This is a genomic window from Burkholderia sp. Ap-955 (assembly GCF_011753045.1).
GTDB classification, from domain to species: Bacteria; Pseudomonadota; Gammaproteobacteria; order Burkholderiales; family Burkholderiaceae; genus Burkholderia; species Burkholderia lata_D.
Map to the genome: position 1 here is coordinate 66,115 of NZ_VWWH01000019.1, position 21,105 is coordinate 87,219.

At 67.9% G+C, this 21,105-nt stretch carries 19 protein-coding genes; 18 read left to right on the plus strand and 1 reads right to left on the minus strand.

Features of this window, described 5'->3' with window-relative positions:
• The first annotated feature begins 167 nt into the window (after positions 1-167).
• On the plus strand, positions 168-1,730 hold the full coding sequence (locus F3J15_RS13780) for a DHA2 family efflux MFS transporter permease subunit (protein WP_166891668.1): 1,563 nt from the start codon (positions 168-170) through the stop codon (positions 1,728-1,730).
• 60 nt (positions 1,731-1,790) lie between these two features.
• Here the strand turns inward: F3J15_RS13780 and F3J15_RS13785 are convergent, their stop codons facing one another.
• A complete protein-coding gene (locus F3J15_RS13785) occupies positions 1,791-2,717 on the minus strand; it encodes a LysR family transcriptional regulator (RefSeq protein ID WP_166891670.1) in 927 nt (308 codons plus the stop codon).
• A 140-nt stretch (positions 2,718-2,857) separates the two neighbouring features.
• Between F3J15_RS13785 and F3J15_RS13790 the strand changes: the two genes are divergently transcribed.
• From F3J15_RS13790 to F3J15_RS13870, 17 genes are all read left to right on the plus strand, one after another.
• Positions 2,858-3,334: a CidA/LrgA family protein gene (locus F3J15_RS13790; protein ID WP_069246736.1), complete on the plus strand. Its 477-nt coding sequence runs from the start codon at positions 2,858-2,860 to the stop codon at positions 3,332-3,334.
• Positions 3,335-3,347: 13 nt separating this feature from the next.
• A complete protein-coding gene (locus F3J15_RS13795) occupies positions 3,348-4,070 on the plus strand; it encodes an LrgB family protein (RefSeq protein ID WP_069246735.1) in 723 nt (240 codons plus the stop codon).
• Positions 4,071-4,411: 341 nt separating this feature from the next.
• Entirely contained in the window at positions 4,412-4,948 is a 537-nt protein-coding gene (gene fliL / locus F3J15_RS13800; protein WP_069246734.1) for a flagellar basal body-associated protein FliL, read from the plus strand.
• A 22-nt stretch (positions 4,949-4,970) separates the two neighbouring features.
• A complete protein-coding gene (gene fliM, locus F3J15_RS13805) occupies positions 4,971-5,969 on the plus strand; it encodes a flagellar motor switch protein FliM (RefSeq protein ID WP_166891672.1) in 999 nt (332 codons plus the stop codon).
• A complete protein-coding gene (gene fliN, locus F3J15_RS13810) occupies positions 5,962-6,453 on the plus strand; it encodes a flagellar motor switch protein FliN (RefSeq protein WP_069246732.1) in 492 nt (163 codons plus the stop codon). Before fliM ends, fliN begins: the two co-directional genes overlap by 8 nt.
• Positions 6,450-7,010, plus strand: coding sequence for a flagellar biosynthetic protein FliO (fliO, locus tag F3J15_RS13815; RefSeq protein WP_166891674.1), 561 nt, complete (start codon positions 6,450-6,452; stop codon positions 7,008-7,010). The genes fliN and fliO overlap by 4 nt, the downstream gene beginning before the upstream one ends.
• Before the next feature lie 36 nt (positions 7,011-7,046).
• Positions 7,047-7,808: a flagellar type III secretion system pore protein FliP gene (gene fliP / locus F3J15_RS13820; RefSeq protein WP_166891676.1), complete on the plus strand. Its 762-nt coding sequence runs from the start codon at positions 7,047-7,049 to the stop codon at positions 7,806-7,808.
• Positions 7,809-7,828: 20 nt separating this feature from the next.
• The gene (gene fliQ / locus F3J15_RS13825; protein WP_166891678.1) at positions 7,829-8,101 is read left to right on the plus strand and encodes a flagellar biosynthesis protein FliQ; all 273 of its coding nucleotides are present in this window, start codon (positions 7,829-7,831) and stop codon (positions 8,099-8,101) included.
• Between the two features lie 23 nt (positions 8,102-8,124).
• Positions 8,125-8,907, plus strand: a complete 783-nt coding sequence (fliR, locus tag F3J15_RS13830) for a flagellar biosynthetic protein FliR (RefSeq protein WP_166891680.1) — start codon at positions 8,125-8,127, stop codon at positions 8,905-8,907.
• A gap of 187 nt (positions 8,908-9,094) precedes the next feature.
• Entirely contained in the window at positions 9,095-10,099 is a 1,005-nt protein-coding gene (locus F3J15_RS13835) for an ABC transporter substrate-binding protein (protein ID WP_069249187.1), read from the plus strand.
• A gap of 121 nt (positions 10,100-10,220) precedes the next feature.
• Positions 10,221-11,018: an ABC transporter ATP-binding protein gene (locus F3J15_RS13840; protein ID WP_069246729.1), complete on the plus strand. Its 798-nt coding sequence runs from the start codon at positions 10,221-10,223 to the stop codon at positions 11,016-11,018.
• 38 nt (positions 11,019-11,056) lie between these two features.
• Complete coding sequence (locus tag F3J15_RS13845) at positions 11,057-11,914, plus strand: ABC transporter permease (RefSeq protein WP_089444714.1); 858 nt, start codon at positions 11,057-11,059, stop codon at positions 11,912-11,914.
• An 88-nt stretch (positions 11,915-12,002) separates the two neighbouring features.
• Positions 12,003-13,370 carry a sensor histidine kinase gene (locus F3J15_RS13850; RefSeq protein WP_166891705.1) on the plus strand — a complete coding sequence of 456 codons (1,368 nt, stop codon included), beginning with the start codon at positions 12,003-12,005 and terminating at the stop codon, positions 13,368-13,370.
• Positions 13,371-13,383: 13 nt separating this feature from the next.
• On the plus strand, positions 13,384-14,061 hold the full coding sequence (locus tag F3J15_RS13855) for a response regulator (protein WP_069246727.1): 678 nt from the start codon (positions 13,384-13,386) through the stop codon (positions 14,059-14,061).
• 280 nt (positions 14,062-14,341) lie between these two features.
• Entirely contained in the window at positions 14,342-15,472 is a 1,131-nt protein-coding gene (locus F3J15_RS13860) for a porin (RefSeq protein WP_069246726.1), read from the plus strand.
• A gap of 336 nt (positions 15,473-15,808) precedes the next feature.
• Positions 15,809-17,827, plus strand: a complete 2,019-nt coding sequence (locus F3J15_RS13865; RefSeq protein WP_089444712.1) for a site-specific DNA-methyltransferase — start codon at positions 15,809-15,811, stop codon at positions 17,825-17,827.
• Positions 17,827-20,853: a DEAD/DEAH box helicase family protein gene (locus F3J15_RS13870; protein WP_166891682.1), complete on the plus strand. Its 3,027-nt coding sequence runs from the start codon at positions 17,827-17,829 to the stop codon at positions 20,851-20,853. Before F3J15_RS13865 ends, F3J15_RS13870 begins: the two co-directional genes overlap by 1 nt.
• The last annotated feature ends 252 nt before the right edge of the window (positions 20,854-21,105 follow it).

Consider the following 21,105-nt stretch of genomic DNA (forward strand, 5'->3'; position numbering starts at 1 on the left):
GGCCCCATGTCTAGGTTAAACATTCGCTTATTTATCTGTCTGGGCAGAAGATGACAGGGCACGCGCTCCCTTTTTCCGCTGATTCGTTCCACCCGGCCGGGTTGCGCTGCGGCGCACACCCGTGCGTTGTGCCGGCGCGTCGCGCGCGCCGCGTCTAGGAGATTCCGATGTCCGCCACCACGGCATCCACCGCCGCCCCCGCCGCTGAACCCGCGCCGCTGTCCGGCGGCGCACTCGCGCTGCTCACGGTCGGGCTCGCGCTCGGCACCTTCATGGAAGTGCTCGACACGTCGATCGCGAACGTCGCGGTGCCGACCATTTCCGGCAGCCTCGGCGTCGCGACGAGCGAAGGCACCTGGGTGATCTCGTCGTACTCGGTGGCGTCCGCGATCGCGGTGCCGCTCACCGGCTGGCTCGCGCGGCGGGTCGGCGAGGTGCGGCTGTTCACGCTGTCGGTGCTCGCGTTCACGGTCGCGTCGGCGCTGTGCGGCCTCGCGACCAATTTCGAGACGCTGATCGCGTTCCGGCTGCTGCAGGGCCTCGTGTCGGGGCCGATGGTGCCGCTGTCGCAGACGATCCTGATGCGCAGCTACCCGCCCGCGAAGCGCGGGCTCGCGCTCGGGCTATGGGCGATGACGGTGATCGTCGCACCGATCTTCGGCCCGTTGCTGGGCGGCTGGATCAGCGACAACTACACGTGGCCGTGGATCTTCTACATCAACCTGCCGATCGGCATCTTCTCGGCGACCTGCGCGTATTTCCTGCTGCGCGGCCGCGAGACGAAGACGACGAAGCAGCGGATCGACGCGGTCGGCCTGGCACTGCTCGTGATCGGCGTGTCGTGCCTGCAGATGATGCTCGACCTCGGCAAGGACCGCGACTGGTTCAACTCGACGTTCATCGTCGCGCTCGCGCTGATCGCGGTCGTGTCGCTCGCGTTCATGCTCGTGTGGGAGGCGACCGAGAAGGAGCCGGTGGTCGACCTGTCGCTGTTCAAGGACCGCAACTTCGCGCTCGGCGCGATGATCATCTCGTTCGGCTTCATGGCGTTCTTCGGCTCGGTCGTGATCTTCCCGCTGTGGCTGCAGACGGTGATGGGCTACACGGCCGGCAAGGCCGGCCTCGCGACCGCGCCGGTCGGGCTGCTCGCGCTCGTGCTGTCGCCGCTGATCGGCCGCAACATGCACCGGCTCGACCTGCGGATGGTCGCGAGCTTCGCGTTCATCGTGTTCGCCGGCGTGTCGATCTGGAACTCGACGTTCACGCTCGACGTGCCGTTCAACCATGTGATCCTGCCGCGGCTCGTGCAGGGGATCGGCGTCGCGTGCTTCTTCGTGCCGATGACGACGATCACGCTGTCGAGCATTTCCGACGACCGGCTCGCGAGCGCGTCGGGGCTGTCGAACTTCCTGCGCACGCTGTCCGGCGCGATCGGCACCGCGGCGAGTTCGACGTTCTGGGAAAACGACGCGATCTACCACCACGCGCGGCTGTCGGAATCGGTGAGCGTGTATGCGCAGAGCACGACCGACTATCAGGGCGCGCTGTCGCAGCTCGGCATCGTCGGCCAGACGGCCAACGCGCAGCTCAACCAGCTCGTCACGCAGCAGGGCTTCATGATGGCGACCAACGACTTCTTCCTGCTGTCGGCGTTCATGTTCGGCGCGCTCGCGGCGCTCGTGTGGGTCACCAAGCCGAGGAAGGGTGCGGGGCCGGCGATGGGGCATTGACCGCGCGGCGGGCGGCCGTTGCGCCCGCCTCGTTTGCTTGACCGCCCGCCTCGGCGGGCATCACCCCCTCGCCCGCAACCCGCCGAACGCCAGATCGTCAACCGGCGCGATCGGCAGCGTCGCCCGCGCCACGTCGAGCCACGCGCGCGCCGCGTGCGACAGATACCCCTTCTTCAGCCAGCCGAGCGCGATCGCCCACGTGATCTCCGGCTCGACGATCGGCCGGCACGTGAACTGGCCTGCATCGAGCCGCCGGCAATAGGGTTCGGGCAGCAGCGCGATGCCGACCCCCGCATGCACGAGCGCGGCCATGAAATCCCAGTGGCCGCTGCGGCTCACGATCGACGGCGTGAAGCCGACCTGCCGGCACGCGTCCAGCACCGCGTCGTGCAGCGCGAGGCTTTCCGCGTAGAACACGAACGACTCGCGCGCGAGATCCGCGAGCGGCACGGCCGCGTGATCCTCCCAGCGCGATTCGCGCGGCGCGACGAGCCACAGCGGCGCGCGCACCATCGGCAGCCGCTCGAAGGTGCCGGGATCGACCGGCTCCAGCAGCCCGCCCAGCTCCAGTTCACCCGACGTCAGCGCCGCCTCGATCATCCGCGCGCCCTGCTCGAACAGCTTCAGCTCGATGTTCGGATAGCGCTGCTTGTACGCGGCGATGATCGGCGTGAACAGCGAGCCGCCGAGCGGCGGGATCCCGATCGTCAGCTCGCCGCGCCCGAGCGTGCCGAGATCGTTCAGCTCCGACTGCAGCTGCGCCTGCGCGGCGAGCACGTCCTGGCCGCGCTGGAACACGATCCGCCCCGCGTCGGTCAGCACCATCTGCCGCCCGTCGCGCAGCAGCAGCGGCGAACCGATCTCGTCCTCGAGCGCCTTCACCATCTTGCTGATGGTCGGCTGGGTCACGAACAGCTTGTCGGCGGCCGCCGTGAAACTCTGCTGGCGAACCACCTCGACGAAGTACCGCAACGCGCGCAATTCCATCGATGACTCCCCAAAGTGGTGCGGCGATCAAAAAACGAATTCCGAATTGGAATGATAAGGATAGAGACAAGTCATTTTATTTATGGTTAGGGGAAACCCTATACTCCCATCATCAATGGAATATCTGTAGGGAGCCCGCCATGACCAAGCCGACCGCTGCACTCGCCGCCCGCCCCGCCGCTTCGGGCAGCCTGGCCCGCACGGGCCGGATCGCGCTGCAGGCCGCCGCGCTCGGCGCGCTGTGGATGGCGGTCGACTGGGCCGTGCGCAAGATCGGGCTGCCGATTCCGTCCGGCGTGATCGGCCTCGCGGTGCTCCTCGTGCTGCTGTTCTCGGGCCGCGTCGCGCCCGCCTGGGTGAAGGACGGCGCGAACTGGCTGCTGTCCGACATGCTGCTGTTCTTCGTGCCGGCCGCCGTCGCGGCCGTGCAGTACGGCGGGCTGTTCCGCGAGGACGGCTGGCGCATCGCGCTGGTGATGCTCGCCGGCACCGCGTTCGTGATGGTCGCGGTGGCCGTCGCGGTCGACCTCGCCGCGAAACTCGAGCGCCGGCTCGCCGCGCAGCGCGTGTTCGCCGAACGCCGCCGCACGCGCCTCACCGCCGCGTCCGCCCACTGAGCCGGAGCCTGCCATGCTTGCCGCATTGTCGAACCTGTCCGCCGACCAGGCGAACACCGCGATCTCGTTCGGCTGCTTCGTGCTGACGGTCGTGCTGTATTTCGCGTCGAAGCGGCTCTACGCGTACAAGAAGACGCTGCTGTTCTCGCCGCTCGTGTTCGTGCCGGGCGTGCTGGTGCTGCTCGTCCTGCTGACCGGCATCCCGTATTCGGTCTACTTCCACGACACGCGCTGGCTGATGTGGCTGCTCGGCCCGGCGACGATCGCGTTCGCGGTGCCGATCTACGACTATCGCGACCTGATCCGCCGCCACTGGCTGTCGCTGTCGGTCGGCGTCGCGGTCGGGATCAGCGCGGGCGTGTGCGGGTCGCTGCTGCTCGCGAAGCTGCTGCACCTGTCGCCCGAGCTGCAGCGCTCGCTGATGACGCGCTCGGTGTCGACCCCGTTCGCGCTCGCCGTGTCGGACAAGATCCACGCGCCGAAGGATCTCACCGCGCTGTTCGTGATCGCGACCGGCATCTGCGGGATGCTGCTCGGCGAGCTGGTGCTCGCGCTGGTGCCGATGCGCACGCGGCTCGCGCGCGGCGCGCTGTTCGGCGCGGCCGCCCACGGCGTGGGCACCGCGAAGGCGCGCGAGATCGGCAGCGAGGAAGGCGTCGTGTCGAGCCTCACGATGATGATCGCGGGCGTCGCAATGGTGCTGATCGCGCCGCTCCTGACGCTGCTGCCGATCTGACCGGGCGGCGGCCGCCCGCCAGGCGCCGGCCAGCCCGATCGTGCGTGCCGCCTTCGGCGCGGCGCCCCCGTGTGGCGGAATCGGCGCCATCTCCCGGCCTCGCCCCGCGCAATCGTACCGGCCGCCTTCGGCGCGGCAGCCCCCTTGCGGCGGAAACGGCGCCACCTCTCGGCCACGCCCGCTCCTCTGTCCGCCGGCCCGGCGGCCTTTCCGCACCCGGCATGGCCGCCTTCTCCCGCCCGCCTACCCTGCATCCGGCCGACACCCGGCCGACAATCGGCTGAGATAGCCGCAAATCCCCCCTCTTTTCCGCCCATCGGCCTCGGCCCGGATGCCGAACAATGCATGCTACGAGACATCACGCACGCATTCACATGGCCTCCACGACCGCAAACCCGACCGCCGACAAGCCGGCTTCCTCCGGCAAGTTCAAGCGCATCGCGCTCATCGCCGTCATCGCGCTGGGCGCGGCAGCTGCCGCAGCCGGCGGCATGTACGTGTTCCTGAGCAAGCAAGGCGTCGGCCATGCGAGCGCGCCCGCCGAGCCGGCGCCGCTGGCCGCGCCGGTGTTCTTCCCGCTCGACCCGCTGACCGTGAACCTGCAGTCCGACGACGGCGCGCAGCATTACCTGCGCGTCGGCCTGTCGCTGAAGCTCACCGACCCGAAGGCGCAGGAGCAACTGACCGCACGGATGCCGGAGATCCGCAGCCGGATCCTGCTCGCGCTGTCGAACAAGCATCCCGAGGATCTCGCGACGCCGGACGGCAAACATTCGCTCGCGAAGGAACTGCGGGAGCTGGTCGAGCAGCCGACGCAGCCGGGCAACCAGCGCGCGAAGGTCGACGACGTGCTGTTCACCGAGTTCGTCGTCCAGTAACGCGGCCGCGAAAGGAGCGCGTATGGGTCACCAGGAGTTCATGTCCCAGGAGGAGGTCGATGCCCTCCTGAAGGGCGTCACGGGCGAAGCCGATTCAGTCGACGAGCAGCGCGACACAGCGGGCGTCCGCCCCTACAACATCGCGACGCAGGAGCGGATCGTCCGCGGCCGGATGCCCGGCCTCGAGATCATCAACGACCGCTTCGCGCGCCTGCTGCGGATCGGCATCTTCAACTTCATGCGGCGCACGGCGGAAATCTCCGTCAGCCAGGTGAAGGTGCAGAAGTACAGCGAATTCACCCGCAACCTGCCGATCCCGACGAACCTGAACCTCGTGCACGTGAAGCCGCTGCGCGGCACGTCGCTGTTCGTGTTCGACCCGAACCTCGTGTTCTTCGTCGTCGACAACCTGTTCGGCGGCGACGGGCGCTTTCACACGCGCGTCGAAGGCCGCGACTTCACGGCCACCGAGCAGCGGATCATCGGCAAGCTGCTGAACCTCGTGTTCGAGCACTACACGACCGCGTGGAAGAGCGTGCGGCCGCTGCAATTCGAGTTCGTGCGCTCGGAAATGCACACGCAATTCGCGAACGTCGCGACGCCGAACGAGATCGTCATCGTCACGCAGTTCTCGATCGAGTTCGGGCCGACGGGCGGCACGCTGCACATCTGCATGCCGTACTCGATGGTCGAGCCGATCCGCGACGTGCTCGCGTCGCCGATCCAGGGCGAGGCGCTCGAAGTCGACCGCCGCTGGGTGCGCGTGCTGTCGCAGCAGGTGCAGTCCGCCGAGGTCGAGCTGACCGCGAACCTCGCCGAGATCTCGTCGAACTTCGAGAAGATCCTGAACCTGCGCGCGGGCGACGTGCTGCCGCTGGAAATCGAGGACACGATCACCGCGAAGGTCGACGGCGTGCCGGTGATGGAATGCGGCTACGGAATTTTCAATGGTCAATATGCGTTGCGCGTGCAGAAGATGATCAGCGCGGGCGATTCGATGAAGGAAGGTGGATATGAGTGAGCTGAACCAGACGCCCGAGGACGACGCACAAGCGATGGCCGACGCGGCCCTCGCGGCATCGGCTGCCGCCGCGCAGGCGGCACCCGCCGCAGCGGAAGAAGATCCGGGCATGGACGACTGGGCGGCCGCGCTCGCCGAGCAGAACGAGCAGCCGGTGCCGGCCGGTGCGACCGGCGCCGGCGTGTTCCAGCCGCTGTCGAAGGCCGCGGCAAACACGACGCACAACGACATCGAGATGATCCTCGACATCCCGGTCAAGATGACCGTGGAGCTCGGCCGCACGAAGATCGCGATCCGCAACCTGCTGCAGCTCGCGCAGGGTTCGGTCGTCGAGCTGGACGGGATGGCCGGCGAGCCGATGGACGTGCTCGTGAACGGCTGCCTGATCGCGCAGGGTGAAGTCGTCGTCGTCAACGACAAGTTCGGTATTCGCCTCACCGACATCATCACGCCGGCCGAACGCATCCGGAAGCTGAATCGGTGAACGTCGTGAAGCCTGGCCGCCGCGTGTGCAGCGCGATTGCGGCGGTGACGCTTGCCGTCGCCGTATCGCTCGCCTGCGCATCGGCCGGCGCCGCCGACATGAACGCGGTGAACCACCCCGGTTCGATCGCGTCGAGCGTGACGGTCGGCTCCGCCGCACCGTCGCTCGGCATCGGTGCGGTACTGCAGACGCTGGTCGGGCTCGCGGTCGTGATCGGTCTCGTGTTCGCGTGCGCGTGGCTCGCGCGCCGCTTCGGCTTCCAGCATGCACGCCGCGGCGGCCCGCTGAAGGTCGTGTCGAGCGTCGCGGTCGGCGCGAAGGAAAGCGCGACGATCGTCGAGATCGGCGACACCTGGCTTGTGCTCGGCGTCGCGCCGGGCAACGTGCGATTGCTGCATACGCTGCCGGCCGGTTCAGCGGCGGCCCCGGTTTCCGCTGATGCGCCCGCCGGCGCCGCCCCGCCCGACGGCGGCCTGCCCGGCACGTTCGGCTCGCGGTTTCGCGACGCGCTCGCGGGCGAAGCCGCGAAGCGCCTCGGTCGCGGCAAGGACCGCTGACATGGCGCCGCGCCCTCCTTCCGACCCCGCATTCCGATGAAACACGCATTCCTGCATCGCGCGGCGCGCTTCGCGCCCGTGCTGATCCTCTGCCTCGCGCCCGCGCTCGCCTGCGCGCAGGCGAACGGCCTGCCCGCGTTCAACGCGAGCCCGGGCCCGCACGGCGGCACCACGTATTCGCTGAGCGTGCAGACGATGCTGCTGCTCACGATGCTGTCGTTCCTGCCGGCGATGCTGCTGATGATGACGAGCTTCACGCGCATCATCATCGTGCTGTCGCTGCTGCGCCAGGCGCTCGGCACCGCGACGACGCCGCCGAACCAGGTGCTCGTCGGCCTCGCGATGTTCCTCACCTTTTTCGTGATGTCGCCGGTGCTCGACCGCGCGTACAACGACGGCTACAAGCCGTTCTCCGACGGCTCGATGCCGATGGAGCAGGCCGTGCAGCGCGGCGTCGCGCCGTTCAAGACCTTCATGCTGAAGCAGACCCGCGAGACCGATCTCGCGCTGTTCGCGAAGATCTCGAAGGCCGCGCCGATGCAGGGGCCCGAAGACGTGCCGCTGTCGCTGCTGGTGCCGGCGTTCGTCACGAGCGAGCTGAAGACCGGCTTTCAGATCGGCTTCACGGTCTTCATCCCGTTCCTGATCATCGACATGGTCGTCGCGAGCGTGCTGATGTCGATGGGGATGATGATGGTGTCGCCGTCCACCGTGTCGCTGCCGTTCAAGCTGATGCTGTTCGTGCTGGTCGACGGCTGGCAGCTGCTGATCGGCTCGCTCGCGCAGAGCTTCATGTAAGCCGCGGAGGAACACGCACGATGACGCCCGAACAAGTGATGACGCTCGCGCACCAGGCGATGGTGGTCGGCCTGCTGCTCGCGGCCCCGCTGCTGCTGGTCGCGCTCGCGGTCGGCCTCGTCGTGAGCCTGTTCCAGGCCGCGACGCAGATCAACGAAGCGACACTGTCGTTCATCCCGAAGCTGCTCGCGGTGGCCGCGACACTCGTGATCGCCGGCCCGTGGATGATGACGACGATGCTCGACTACCTGCGGCAGACGCTGCTGCACGTCGCGACGCTCGGCGTCGGCTGAGCCGCGCGCACCACCCGGCGGCGATGTTCTCGGTTACCTACGCGCAGCTCAACGGCTGGCTCACGGCGTTCCTGTGGCCGTTCGTGCGGATGCTCGCGCTCGTCGCGACCGCGCCCGTCGTCGGCCATGCAGCGGTGCCCATACGCGTGAAGATCGGCCTCGCCGCGTTCATGGCGCTGGTCGTAGCGCCTACGCTCGGCGCGATGCCGGACGTCACCGTGTTCTCCGCGCAGGGCATCTGGATCCTCGTCACGCAGTTCCTGATCGGCGCCGCGATGGGCTTCACGATGCAGATCGTGTTCGCGGCCGTCGAGGCGGCCGGCGACTTCATCGGGCTGTCGATGGGGCTCGGCTTCGCCACCTTCTTCGATCCGCACACGAGCGGCGCGACGCCCGCGATGGGCCGCTTCCTGAACGCGGTCGCGATGCTCGCGTTCCTCGCGGTGGACGGCCACCTGCAGGTGTTCGCCGCGCTCGCCGCGTCGTTCCAGTCGCTGCCGGTGTCGGCCGACCTCCTGCACGCGCCCGGCTGGCGCACGCTCGCGTCGTTCGGCACGACGGTGTTCGAGATGGGGCTGCTGCTCGCGCTGCCGGTGGTCGCGGCGCTCCTGATCGCGAACCTCGCGCTCGGCATCCTGAACCGCGCGGCGCCGCAGATCGGCGTGTTCCAGGTCGGCTTTCCCGTCACGATGCTCGTCGGGCTGTTGCTCGTGCAGCTGATGATCCCGAACCTCGTGCCGTTCGTGGCGCATCTGTTCGACATGGGGCTCGATGCGATGGGCCGCGTGCTGACCGGGTGGCGGTAGGCGCCCTGCCCGCTCCTTTCGACCCGCTTCGGCGACTGTCGCCCCCCGTTTCGCGCCTCCGTTGCTGGAAAACCCCTAAAGGAACCGCCAACCCGCGAAAGGTTGCAGAAGGTTTCGCGTCCCTATACTCGTCAGGACGATGCAGCAAGCATCGCGCCATACGAATACAACGAAGGAGACGATCCCGATGCGACCCATCCTGCGCACCCTCGCCGTTGCAGCCAGCCTCAGCTGCGCGCTCGCCGCTCACCCCGCTTTCGCCGACGACGGCGGCAAGATCACGATCATGGTCGGCGGGATCGCGAAGCTGATCTACCTGCCCGCGCGGCTCACGCAGGAGCTCGGCAACTTCAAGGCCGAAGGGCTCGACGTCGAGCTGCTGTCGCAGCCGGCCGGCGTCGACGCCGAGAACGAACTGCTGGCAGGCGCCGTGCAGGGCGTCGTCGGCTTCTACGACCACACGGTCGACCTGCAGAGCAAGGGCAAGGACGTGAAAGCGATCGCCGTGCTCTGCCAGGTGCCGGGCGAAGTCGAGATGGTGTCGACCAAGGCCGCGCCGACCTTCAAGTCGATGGCCGATTCGAAAGGCAAGACGCTCGGCGTGACAGGCCTCGGCTCGTCGACGAGCTTCCTCACCCAATACCTCGCGCTCCAGCACGGCGTGCAGTCGACCCAGTACACGATGCTGCCGGTCGGCGCCGACGCGAGCTTCATCGCCGCGATCAAGCAGGGCCGTATCGACGCCGGCATGACGACCGAGCCGACGGTGTCCGCGCTCGAGAAGATGGGCGACGCGAAGGTGCTGGTCGACCTGCGCACGCTGGAAGGCACGCGCGCGGCGCTCGGCGGCACCTACCCGGCCGCGAGCCTGTACGTGCAGTCGGCGTGGGCCGATTCGCACAAGGATCAGGCGACCAAGCTCGCGCACGCGTTCGCGAAGACGATGCAGTTCATCCACACGCACAGCGCCGACGAGATCGCCGCGAAGATGCCGGCCGACTACCAGAAGGACAAGGCGCTGTACGTGTCCGCGCTGAAGGCGTCGCTGCCGATGTACACCGCCGACGGCAAGATGCCGGCCGACGGCCCGGCGACCGTGCTGAAGGTGCTGTCGGCGTTCAACCCGTCGGTGAAGGGCAAGCACATCGACCTGGCGCGCACCTACACGAACGATTTCGTGAACGCGAAGTAATCGAACTCGGCAGTCGCGCCGGCGGCGGCGATCCCGCCGCCGTGCGCTCCCCGTTCCGGCCCGGTTGACCGGCCCGGCGCCGCCACGCTGCGACGCTCTCCTCACCCGCAGGATCAATGCGATGAATCAGGCAGTTTCCCCGAGCACACCGGCGATCGAGTTTCGCAATGTGTCGTGCCGCTTCATTTCGCCGGAAGGCAAGGCCACCGTCGCGCTGCGCGACTTCAGCATGAGCGTCGCGCGCGGCGAGTTCATCGCGATCGTCGGGCCGACCGGCTGCGGCAAGTCGACCACGCTGAACCTGATCACCGGGCTGCTCAAGCCCGCGTCGGGCGAAGTCCGCGTGATGGGCCGCCCGGTCGACGGGATCGACCCGCGCATCGGCTTCGTGTTCCAGGCCGACGCGGTGTTCCCGTGGCGCAACGTGATCGACAACGTCGCGGCGGGCCCGCTGTTTCGCGGCCGCTCGAAGGACGTCGCGTACACGCAGGCCGAGGAATGGATCCGCAAGGTCGGCCTCGACAAGTTCACGAAGCACTACCCGCATCAGCTCTCCGGCGGGATGAGGAAGCGCGTCGCGCTCGCGCAGACCTTCATCAACCAGCCGGAAATTCTGCTGATGGACGAGCCGTTCTCCGCGCTCGACATGCAGACGCGCACGCTGATGCAGGACGAGCTGCTGCAGCTCTGGTCCGCGAACAAGGGCTCGGTCGTGTTCGTCACGCACGATCTGGAAGAGGCAATCGCCCTCGCCGACCGCGTGTTCGTGCTGACCGCACGCCCCGCCACGCTCAAGCGCGTGTACGAGATCGACCTGCCGCGCCCGCGCGTCACGTCCGAGATCCGCTACCACACACGCTTCATCGAAATTTCCAAGGACATCTGGCACGACCTGCGCGAAGAAGTGCAGATCGGCTGACGCATACGCTCAAGGCAAGAAACAGCAAGGACAGGAGCATGACCGACATGACGCTTCCCCCCACCGCCCTTCCGGCGACGACGCTCGAGGACGAGTCGCGCGCCGCTCAAACCCGCCTGCGCCGCCGCCGGCAACTGATCATCGGCCTGCGGATCGCCGTACTCGTGATCGTGCTCGGCGGGTGGGAACTCGCCGCACGGCTGAAGTGGATCGATCCGTTCTTCTTCTCGCAGCCGACGCTGATCTTCGCGCAGATCCAGGACTGGTTCGTGAACGGCACGTCGCAAGGCCCGCTGCTCACGCAGGTGTGGGTCACGCTCGAGGAAACCACGATCGGCTTCCTGATCGGCTCGGTCGCCGGCGTGATCTGCGGGATCGTGCTCGGCCGCAACAAGCTGATGGCCGACGTGTTCGGCCTGTACATCCAGATCGCGAACTCGATTCCGCGCGTCGTGCTCGGCTCGGTGTTCGTGATCGCGCTCGGCCTCGGGATGGCGTCGAAGATCGCGCTGGCCGTCGTGATGGTGTTCTTCGTCGTGTTCGGCAACGCGTTCCAGGGCGTGCGCGAAGCCGACCGCTACCTGATCGCGAACGCGCAGATCCTCGGCGCGTCGCGCCGGCAGATCACCACGTCGGTCGTGATCCCGTCCGCGCTGAGCTGGATTCTCGCGAGCCTGCACGTGAGCTTCGGCTTCGCGCTGGTTGGCGCGGTGGTCGGCGAATTCCTGGGTTCCAAACAGGGCATCGGCCTGCTAATCTCCACCGCCCAGGGCGCGTTCAACGCGAGCGGCGTGTTCGCGGCGATGATCGTGCTGGCCGTGGTCGCGCTGGCCGCCGACTATCTGCTGACGCGGATCGAGAAGCGGCTGCTGAAGTGGCGCCCCGCGGCGTTCTGAACGCCGCCGGCCGGCGCCTGACATGACACCTCCGACCGCGCCGGCGACCCCGGCGCGGTTCGGCATTTCGGAGAAGGAGCGCAACAGGATGGCGCACAGCCTGCGCGGGCGGCTGCTGTGGTGGCTGCTGCTGCCGCTCGCGGTGTTCGTGCTGATCGCCGGCGCGATGTCGTACGACACCGCGCGGACCACGGCCGCGCTCGTGCAGGACAGCGCGCTCGTCGCGTCCGCGCGCACGATCGGCGAGGACGTCGAATGGCGCAACGGGCGGCCGGCGGCCGACGTGCCGCCCGCCGCGCTGGAGATCTTCGAATCGCCGTCGCGCGACTCGGTGTTCTACAAGGTGATCGACGGCCACGACGGCCTGCTCGCCGGCAATCCTGCGCTCGACCTGCCCGCGCGGCACGCCATCGAGCCGACGCTGTACGATACGTCGCTCGACGGCGTGCCGCTGCGCGCGGTGGCCTACGACCGTCAGCTGTACGACGAGGGGCAGATCGAGACGGTGACGGTGGTCGTCGCGAAGACGACGCGTTCGTACGGCGCGATGGTCGCGACGATCTGGCGGCCGCAGCTCGTGCGCCTGTCGCTGATGCTGGTGCTTGCGGTGGTGCTCGTCTATCTCGGCCTCACCCTCGAGCTGCGCCCGCTGATGAAGCTGAAGGACGACGTGGCCGACCGCGGGCCGATGGAGCTGGAGCCGATCCGCCCCGAGCGGCTGCAGCACGAGTTACGGCCGATCGTCGACGCGATCAACCAGTGCATCGCGCGGCTGAACACGCATACGGCCACGCAGCGCCGCTTCATCGCGGATGCCGCGCACCAGCTGCGCACGCCGATCGCGGTGCTCGACACGCAGATCCAGTACGCGCAGCAGCGCGGCAACGACGATCGTGAACTCGCGTCGGTGCTCGACAGCATGCAGCGCAGCAGCCGCAAGATGGCCGACGTGACCGACAAGCTGCTGCTGCTCGCGCATGCGGAAGCGACGCCGTCGACGCTGCTCACGCATCGCGTCGATCTTGCGGCCGTGGTGTCGAGCGTGCTGGAAGAGACGATCGTGCTCGCGCAGCGGCGCAATATCGATCTCGGCGCTGATCTTGGCGAACGGCTCGACGTCGCCGGCAGCGACAGCCTGCTGACCGCGCTGGTGATGAACCTCGTCGACAACGCGGTGCGCTACACGCAGCCGGGCGGCTGCGTGACGGTCTGCGCCCGCCGCGACGGCGACGCGGTCGTGCTCGACGTGGTCGACAACGGCCCCGGCATCCCGGCCGAAGCACGGCCGCACGTGTTCAAGCGGTTCTACCGCGTGTCGGCCGACACCGAAGGCTCGGGCCTCGGGCTCGCGATCGTCCGCGAGATCGCGCAGGCGCACGGCGGCAGCGCGTCGCTTGCGCCGGGGGCCGGCAATCGCGGTATCGTCGTAACCGTGCGGTTGCCCGCTTTCGATTGAAGAGAACGCCGTCATGAAACTTTTGCTGGTCGAAGACAACGCCGAGCTCGCACACTGGATCGTGAACCTGCTGCGCGGCGAGGATTTCGCGGTCGATGCCGTCGGCGACGGCGAGCGCGCCGACACGGTGCTGAAGACCGAACGCTACGACGCGGTGCTGCTCGACATGCGCCTGCCCGGCATCAGCGGCAAGGAAGTGCTCGCGCGGCTGCGGCGCCGCAACGACAACGTGCCGGTGCTGATGCTGACCGCGCACGGCTCGGTCGACGACAAGGTCGACTGCTTCGGCGCGGGGGCCGACGATTACGTCGTGAAGCCGTTCGAATCGCGCGAGCTGGTGGCGCGCATCCGCGCGCTGATCCGCCGGCAGGCTGGCGTCGGCACGACGCAGCTCGTGTGCGGCGATCTCGTCTATGCATTCGGCACGCGCGAATTCCGCTGCGGCGAAACGGTGCTCGCGCTGCGCCGCCGCGAGCACGCGATCCTCGAAACGCTGATGCTGCAGCAGAACAAGACGGTGTCGAAGGCCCGCCTGATGGACAGCGTGTTCGCGCTCGACGACGAGCCAAGCGCCGACGCGATCGACATCTACATTCACCGGCTGCGCAAGCATCTCGCGGGCAGCACGGCCGAGATCATCACGCTGCGCGGGCTGGGTTACATCCTGCGGATGAAGAGCACGCAGGACTGACGGGCCCCACTGCGAGCCCTGAATACCGATTCGCAGCACGAACGTCATCGACGCATGCCGGCGCCCCCGGCTTGCCTGCTTCCGCCTGCCTGCCCGATCCGCGATTATTGCGCGTTCGGTGTTTTCACCGATCCGATTCTTTCCTCCGGGAAAGCGTCGTGAAGGATTCCCCCCTCTACGATGCTACGCGTCGGCCCTCTCGCTGTGGCCGGCAAGAGTCGGCATACATTGCGTACTGCCAACGACCAGATTCCAATGCGGCAGCTCGGAGGAGACGATCTTGAAACGAAAAACCCTTGCCCTTTCCATCGCGGCGGCTGGCCTGTGCGCCGGCACCCAGGCGCATGCGCAGTCGAGCGTGCAGCTCTACGGCCTGATGGACCTGAGCTTTCCGACCTACCGGACCCACGCCGACGCGAACGGCAAACACGTGATCGGGATGGGCAATGAAGGCGAACCGTGGTTCAGCGGCAGCCGCTGGGGCCTGCGCGGCGCTGAAGACATCGGCGGCGGCACGAAGATCATCTTCCGCCTCGAAAGCGAATTCGTCGTCGCGAACGGCCAGATGGAAGACGAAGGCCAGATCTTCGACCGCGACGCGTGGGTGGGCGTCGAGGACGAGCGCTTCGGCAAGCTGACGGCCGGCTTCCAGAACACGATCGCGCGCGACGCGGCGACAATCTACGGCGACGCGTACGGTTCCGCGAAGCTGACGACCGAGGAAGGCGGCTGGACCAACTCGAACAACTTCAAGCAGATGATCTTCTACGCGGCCGGCCCGACCGGCACGCGCTACAACAACGGCGTCGCGTGGAAGAAGCTGTTCAGCAACGGCATCTTCGCGAGCGCCGGCTACCAGTTCAGCAACTCGACGTCGTTCGCGACCGGCTCCGCGTATCAGGCCGCGCTCGGCTACAACGGCGGGCCGTTCAACGTGTCGGGCTTCTACAACCACGTGAACCACAACGGCTTCCGGAACCAGACGTTCTCGGTCGGCGGCAACTACACGTTCGACATCGTGCGCCTGAATGCCGGCTACTTCCGCTACAACGGCGACCAGGGCCCGCTCGGCCAGCGTCACGACGATTCGTGGACGGTGTCGATGAAGATCGCGCCGAAGGGCGCGCTCGACTACGAGCTCGGCTACCAGCAGATGCGGATCAAGAACGCCGCGAACAACGCGGACGGCTTCACGCCGAACGCCAACCTCGGCGCGTTCAGCCTGACCAACGGCGTCGCCAACGGCTTCAAGGAGACGATCTACGGGTCGGTGTTCTACCACCTGAGCAAGCGCACCGAGGTCTACCTGGCCGGCGACTACATGAAGCTGCATGGCGGCTACACGGTGTCGTCGACGTTCGGCGCGAAGAACCAGCTCGAACTGACGTCGGGCATCCGCACGCGCTTCTGACCTGAAACGGGGCCCGACGGGCCCCGCCGCACCCTCCGTCCGGGATTCTCCATGCGGGCACGCCGGCGCCTGGCGCCGACCGTGCCCTTTTTTTCGTCCTTTCCCGAGTGCGCCCGGGACGCTCGCCCGGCACCCGCCGGCCGGCCATCCGAAAACCGGCCCGAAGCCGCTTGCGGCCCGTCCGGCGGGCAATCGCGGCCGATGCCCGCACGATCGCCTCACATCGGTGCTTGACCTGCGCCGACCGACTCGCTAGCGTTTCGGGTTTGCCCGGGCGGCCATTGCCGCCGGTGCCGTGAGCACGCCCGACGTCCTGGCGCGCGCGGCCGGGCTCCGATGGAAAAGACGATGCAGAAACTCGATGCGGCCAGCCCGCAGGCGATGTCGACGGATTTCACCGCCGACAACGTCGCGCGCCTGAAGGCGCTGTTCCCCGAACTCGTGACCGAAGGCCCCGACGGCGCGTCGGTCGACGTCGACGTGTTGAAGGCGCTGGTCGGCGACCGCACGGTCGGCGACGCCGACGAGCGCTACGGCTTCCACTGGCACGGCAAGCGCAGCGCGCGCCAGGCCGCGCTCACGCCGTCGACGGGCACGCTGCGGCCCTGCCCCGACGACAGCGTCGCGTGGGACGACACGCGCCATCTGGTGATCGAGGGCGACAACCTCGACGTGATGAAGCTGCTGCACAAGAGCTACGCCGGCAAGGTGAAGCTCGTCTACATCGACCCGCCGTACAACACGGGCAGCGATTTCGTCTATCCGGACGACTTCAGCGACAGCATCCGCCACTACCTGGCGATGACCGGACAGACCCAGGGCGGCGTGAAGCGCAGCACCAACACCGAGGCGAACGGCCGGTTCCACACCGACTGGCTGAACATGATGTATCCGCGCTTGAAGCTCGCGCACGCGCTGCTGTCAGACGAAGGGCTGATCGCCGTGCACATCGACGAGCATGAAGTGCATGCGCTGGTGCTGATGCTGCGCGAGATCTTCGGCGAGGAGAACGAGCTCGGCGTGGCCGTATGGGACAAGCGCAACCCGAAGGGCGACGCGCGCGGCGTCGCGTACCAGCACGAATCGCTGGTGCTGTTCGCGCGCAACGCCGAGACGCTGCTCGAGCGCGCGCCGCTCAAGCGTCCGAAACGCAATGCGCAGCGCATGCTGGACGCCGCGCACGACGCCGTGTACCGCAGCGGCAACCCGAAGGATGCGCAGAAGGCGTACCGCGCGTGGATGAAGGCGCAGACCAACCTGTCCGGCGGCGAAGTGATGTACGACCGACTGTCGCCGGAAGGCCGCGTGTACCGCCTCGTGTCGATGGCGTGGCCGAACAAGAAGAAGGCGCCGGACGAGTATTTCACGCCGCTGATCCACCCGGTCACCGGCAAGCCGTGCGCGATGCCGGCGCGCGGCTGGCGCAACCCGCCCGCGACGATGCAGGCGCTGATCGAGCGCGGCCAGATCGAATTCGGCCCGGATGAAACCACGCAGCCGCAGCGGATCTACTACCTCGACGAGAACATGTACGAGAACGTGCCGTCGGTGCTGCCGTTCGCCGGCTCCGACGATGCGCTGCTGAAGACGCTCGGCATCCCGTTCGACCTGCCGAAGCCGGTCGATTTCGCGGCGGCCGTGATCGGCTGGTGCACGCGCGGCGACGACATCGTGCTCGACTGCTTCGCCGGCTCCGGCTCGACCGGCCACGCGGTGATGCAGGTGAACGCGACCGACGGCGGCGCGCGCCGCTACATCCTCGTGCAACTGCCCGAGGCGCTCGACCGCCGCGACAAGACTCAGACGGCCGCTGCCGATTTCTGCGGGAAGCTGAAGAAGCCGCTGACGCTCGCCGAAATCACGAAGGAACGCCTGCGCCGCGCCGCGCAGCAGGTCGCGCGCGACTATCCGGAAAGCTATGGCGACCTCGGCTTCCGCGTGTACCGGCTCGACACGACCAACGTGATCGAGTGGGACCCGCGCCGCGACGACTTCGACCACGCGCTCTTCGCGTCCGTCGAGCACGTGAAGACCGGCCGCACCGAGGACGACCTGCTCGCCGAGCTGACGCTGAAGCTCGGCCTCGACCTGTGCACGCCGGTCGAGCATCACCAGGTGGCCGGCAAGACCGTGCACCTGATCGGCCGCTCGATCGTCGCGTGCTTCGATGCACGCATCGCACGCGACGACGCGGGCCCGCTCGCCGACGGCATCGTCGACCTGCTCGATGCGACTGGCACGACGCACGACGTCACGTGCCTGTTCCGCGACAGCGGCTTCGTCGACGACGTCGCGAAGCTCAATCTCGCCGCGCTGCTCGAACAGCACGGCGTGAAGCGCGTGCGGAGCCTGTGATGCGGCTGCATTTCGAAGCGGATCTCGACTACCAGCGCGAGGCGATCGACGCCGTCTGCGACCTGTTTCGCGGCCAGGAATCGTATCGCGGCGATTTCAGCGTGCTCGCGAACGCCGCGCCCGGCACAACGGCCGCCGCGCAAGGCTCGCTCGGCTTCGCGGTGTCGGAGCAAGGCGTCGGCAACCGGCTGTCGCTGACCGACGACGCGCTCGCGCGCAATCTCGCCGACGTGCAGCTGCGCGGCGGGCTGCCGCCGTCCGGCCTGCCCGGCTCGCGCGACTTCACCGTCGAGATGGAGACCGGCACCGGCAAGACCTACGTGTACCTGCGCACGATCTTCGAGCTGAACCGCCGCTACGGCTTCACGAAATTCGTGATCGTCGTGCCGTCGATCGCGATCAAGGAAGGCGTGCACAAGACGCTCGCGATCACCGAGGATCACTTCCGCGCACTGTACGCGGGCGTGCCGTACGACTACTTCCTGTACGACTCCGCGAAGCTCGGCCAGGTGCGCCACTTCGCGGCGAGCGCGGCGATCCAGATCATGGTGATGACGGTGGCCGCGATCAACAAGAAGGAAATCAACAACCTCTACAAGGACAGCGAGAAGACCGGCGGCGAGAAGCCGATCGACCTGATCCGCGCGACGCGGCCGATCGTGATCGTCGACGAGCCGCAAAGCGTCGACGGCGGGCTCGAAGGCCGTGGCCGCGAAGCGCTCGCCGCGATGGCGCCGCTCTGCACGCTGCGCTATTCGGCCACGCACGTCGACCGTCACCACATGGTGTACCGGCTCGACGCGGTCGACGCGTACGAGCGCAAGCTGGTCAAGCAGATCGAGATCGCGTCGGCGATCGTCGAGGATGCGCACAACAAGCCGTACGTGCGGCTCGTGGGCGTGTCGAACCGGCGCGGCGCGATCAGCGCGCGCATCGAGCTCGACGTCGCGACGACGGCCGGCGTGAAACGCCAGATCGTGACCGCCACCGACGGCGACGATCTCGAACGCCTGACCAAGCGCGCGCTGTACGCGGGGCTGCGGATCGGCGAAGTCCATGCGGTGAAGGGCGCCGAATACGTCGAGCTGCGCCATCCGGAAGGCGAGGCGTTCCTGTCGCTCGGCGAGGCGTTCGGCGACATCGACACGCTCGCCGTGCAGCGCGAGATGATCCGCCGCACGATCCGCGAGCATCTGGACAAGGAGCTGCGCCTCGCCGAGCGCGGCGTGAAGGTGCTGTCGCTGTTCTTCGTCGACTCGGTCGAGCGCTACCGCCGCTACGACGAGAACGGCATGCCCGTGAAGGGCGACTACGCGCTGATCTTCGAAGAGGAATATGCACGCGCGGCGCGCGTGCCGGCCTACCGTGCGTTGTTCGACGGCGTGGACGTCGCGCTCGAAGTCGAGCGCGCGCACAACGGCTACTTCTCGATCGACCGCAAGGGCGGCTGGACCGACACCAGCGAAAGCAGCGCCGCGGCCCGCGAGAACGCGGAGCGCGCGTACGGCCTGATCATGCGCGAGAAGGAAGCGCTGCTGTCGTTCGACACGCCGCTGAAGTTCATCTTCTCGCACTCGGCGCTGAAGGAAGGCTGGGACAACCCGAACGTGTTCCAGATCTGCACGCTGCGCGACATACAGACCGAACGCGAGCGCCGCCAGACGCTCGGCCGCGGGCTGCGCCTCGCCGTCGACCAGGACGGCGAACGCGTGCGCGATCCGGGCGTGAACACGCTCACCGTGATCGCGACCGAGCGCTACGAGTCGTTCGCCGAGAACCTGCAGAAGGAAATCGAGGCCGATACGGGCATCCGTTTCGGCATCGTCGAGGAACACCAGTTCGCGGCGCTGCCCGTACAGGAAGGCGACGGGCCCGCGCATGCGCTCGGCGTCGAGCTGTCGCGCGTGCTGTGGAACCACCTGCACGCGCAAGGCTACGTCGATGCGCAGGGCAAGGTGCTCGACCGGCTGAAGGATGCGCTGCGCCAGAGCGCGCTGGTGCTGCCGGAGGCGTTCGAGATGCTGCGTGCACCGATCGTCGCGACGCTGCGCAAGCTGTCGGGCCGCTTCGCCGTGCGCAACGCGGACGAGCGCCGTGCGATCGCGCTGCGGCGCGATGCGTCGGGCAAGGCCGTCGTGTTCGGCGAGGATTTCCGCGCGCTGTGGGACCGCATCCGCCATCGCACCGTGTACCGCGTCGAGTTCGACAACGCGAAGCTCGTGCGTGACTGCGCGGCCGCGCTGCACGACGCGCCGGACATCGCGCGCGCACGGCTGCAGTGGCGCAAGGCCGAGATCGACATCGGCAAGGCCGGCATCGAGGCGATCGAGGTGGCCGGCGCCGGCACGGTGCTGCTCGACGAAGGCGAGCTGCCGCTGCCCGACCTGCTCACCGAGCTGCAGGACCGCACGCAGCTCACGCGCCGTTCGCTGGCGACGATCCTGGCCGACAGCGGCCGGCTCGAGGATTTCCGCGTGAATCCGCAGCAGTTCATCGCGGTCGCGGCCGATGCGATCAACCGCTGCAAGCGGCTTGCGCTCGTCGCGGGCATCGCGTACCACAAGCTCGGCGAGCGTCATGTGCATGCGCTCGAATCGTTCGAGAACGAAGCGCTGACCGGCTATCTGCGTAACCTGCGGCCGGATGCGCAAAAGTCGATCCACGAGGCGGTCGTGTGCGAGACGGACGCGGAGCGCGCGTTCGCCGATGCGCTCGAGGCGCACGACGGCGTGAAGCTGTACGCGAAGCTGCCCGCGTGGTTCCGCGTGCAGACGCCGCTCGGCAGCTATCACCCGGACTGGGCCGTGCTCGCGGAACAGGACGGCGGCGAGCGGCTGTACTTCGTCGTCGATACGCCGAATGCGGACGGCCACGTGCCGAGCGAGCACGAGCGCGCGAAGCTCGCGTGCGGCGAAGCGCATTTCCGGGCGCTGGTGGACGGCGACGGCGCGGCGCGCTTCGTGCGCGTCAGGCAGGCGGATGCGTTGTTCGAACCTGCGGCGCCGCTGGCGGGCGCCGGGCGATAAGACGAAGGGCGGCGTTGTGAGCCGCCCTTTTTTATCGGCTTTCCGGACGCGGCCGGGGCGCACTCGTGATGCGCGCGCCTCGCGCCGATTTCCCATCTGTTAACCGCGTGTAAGCGATCCGTAGGCGCGCCCGTTTGAGGCGCGGTTACGGCTGGTTGCAAATCGGGTCGGCACGATGTTTTCGCGCGACAGCCGCGTTGCATTCCCGCCATGGAAAAAGGGCGCCGAAGCGCCCTTCCATCACGTTTGCAC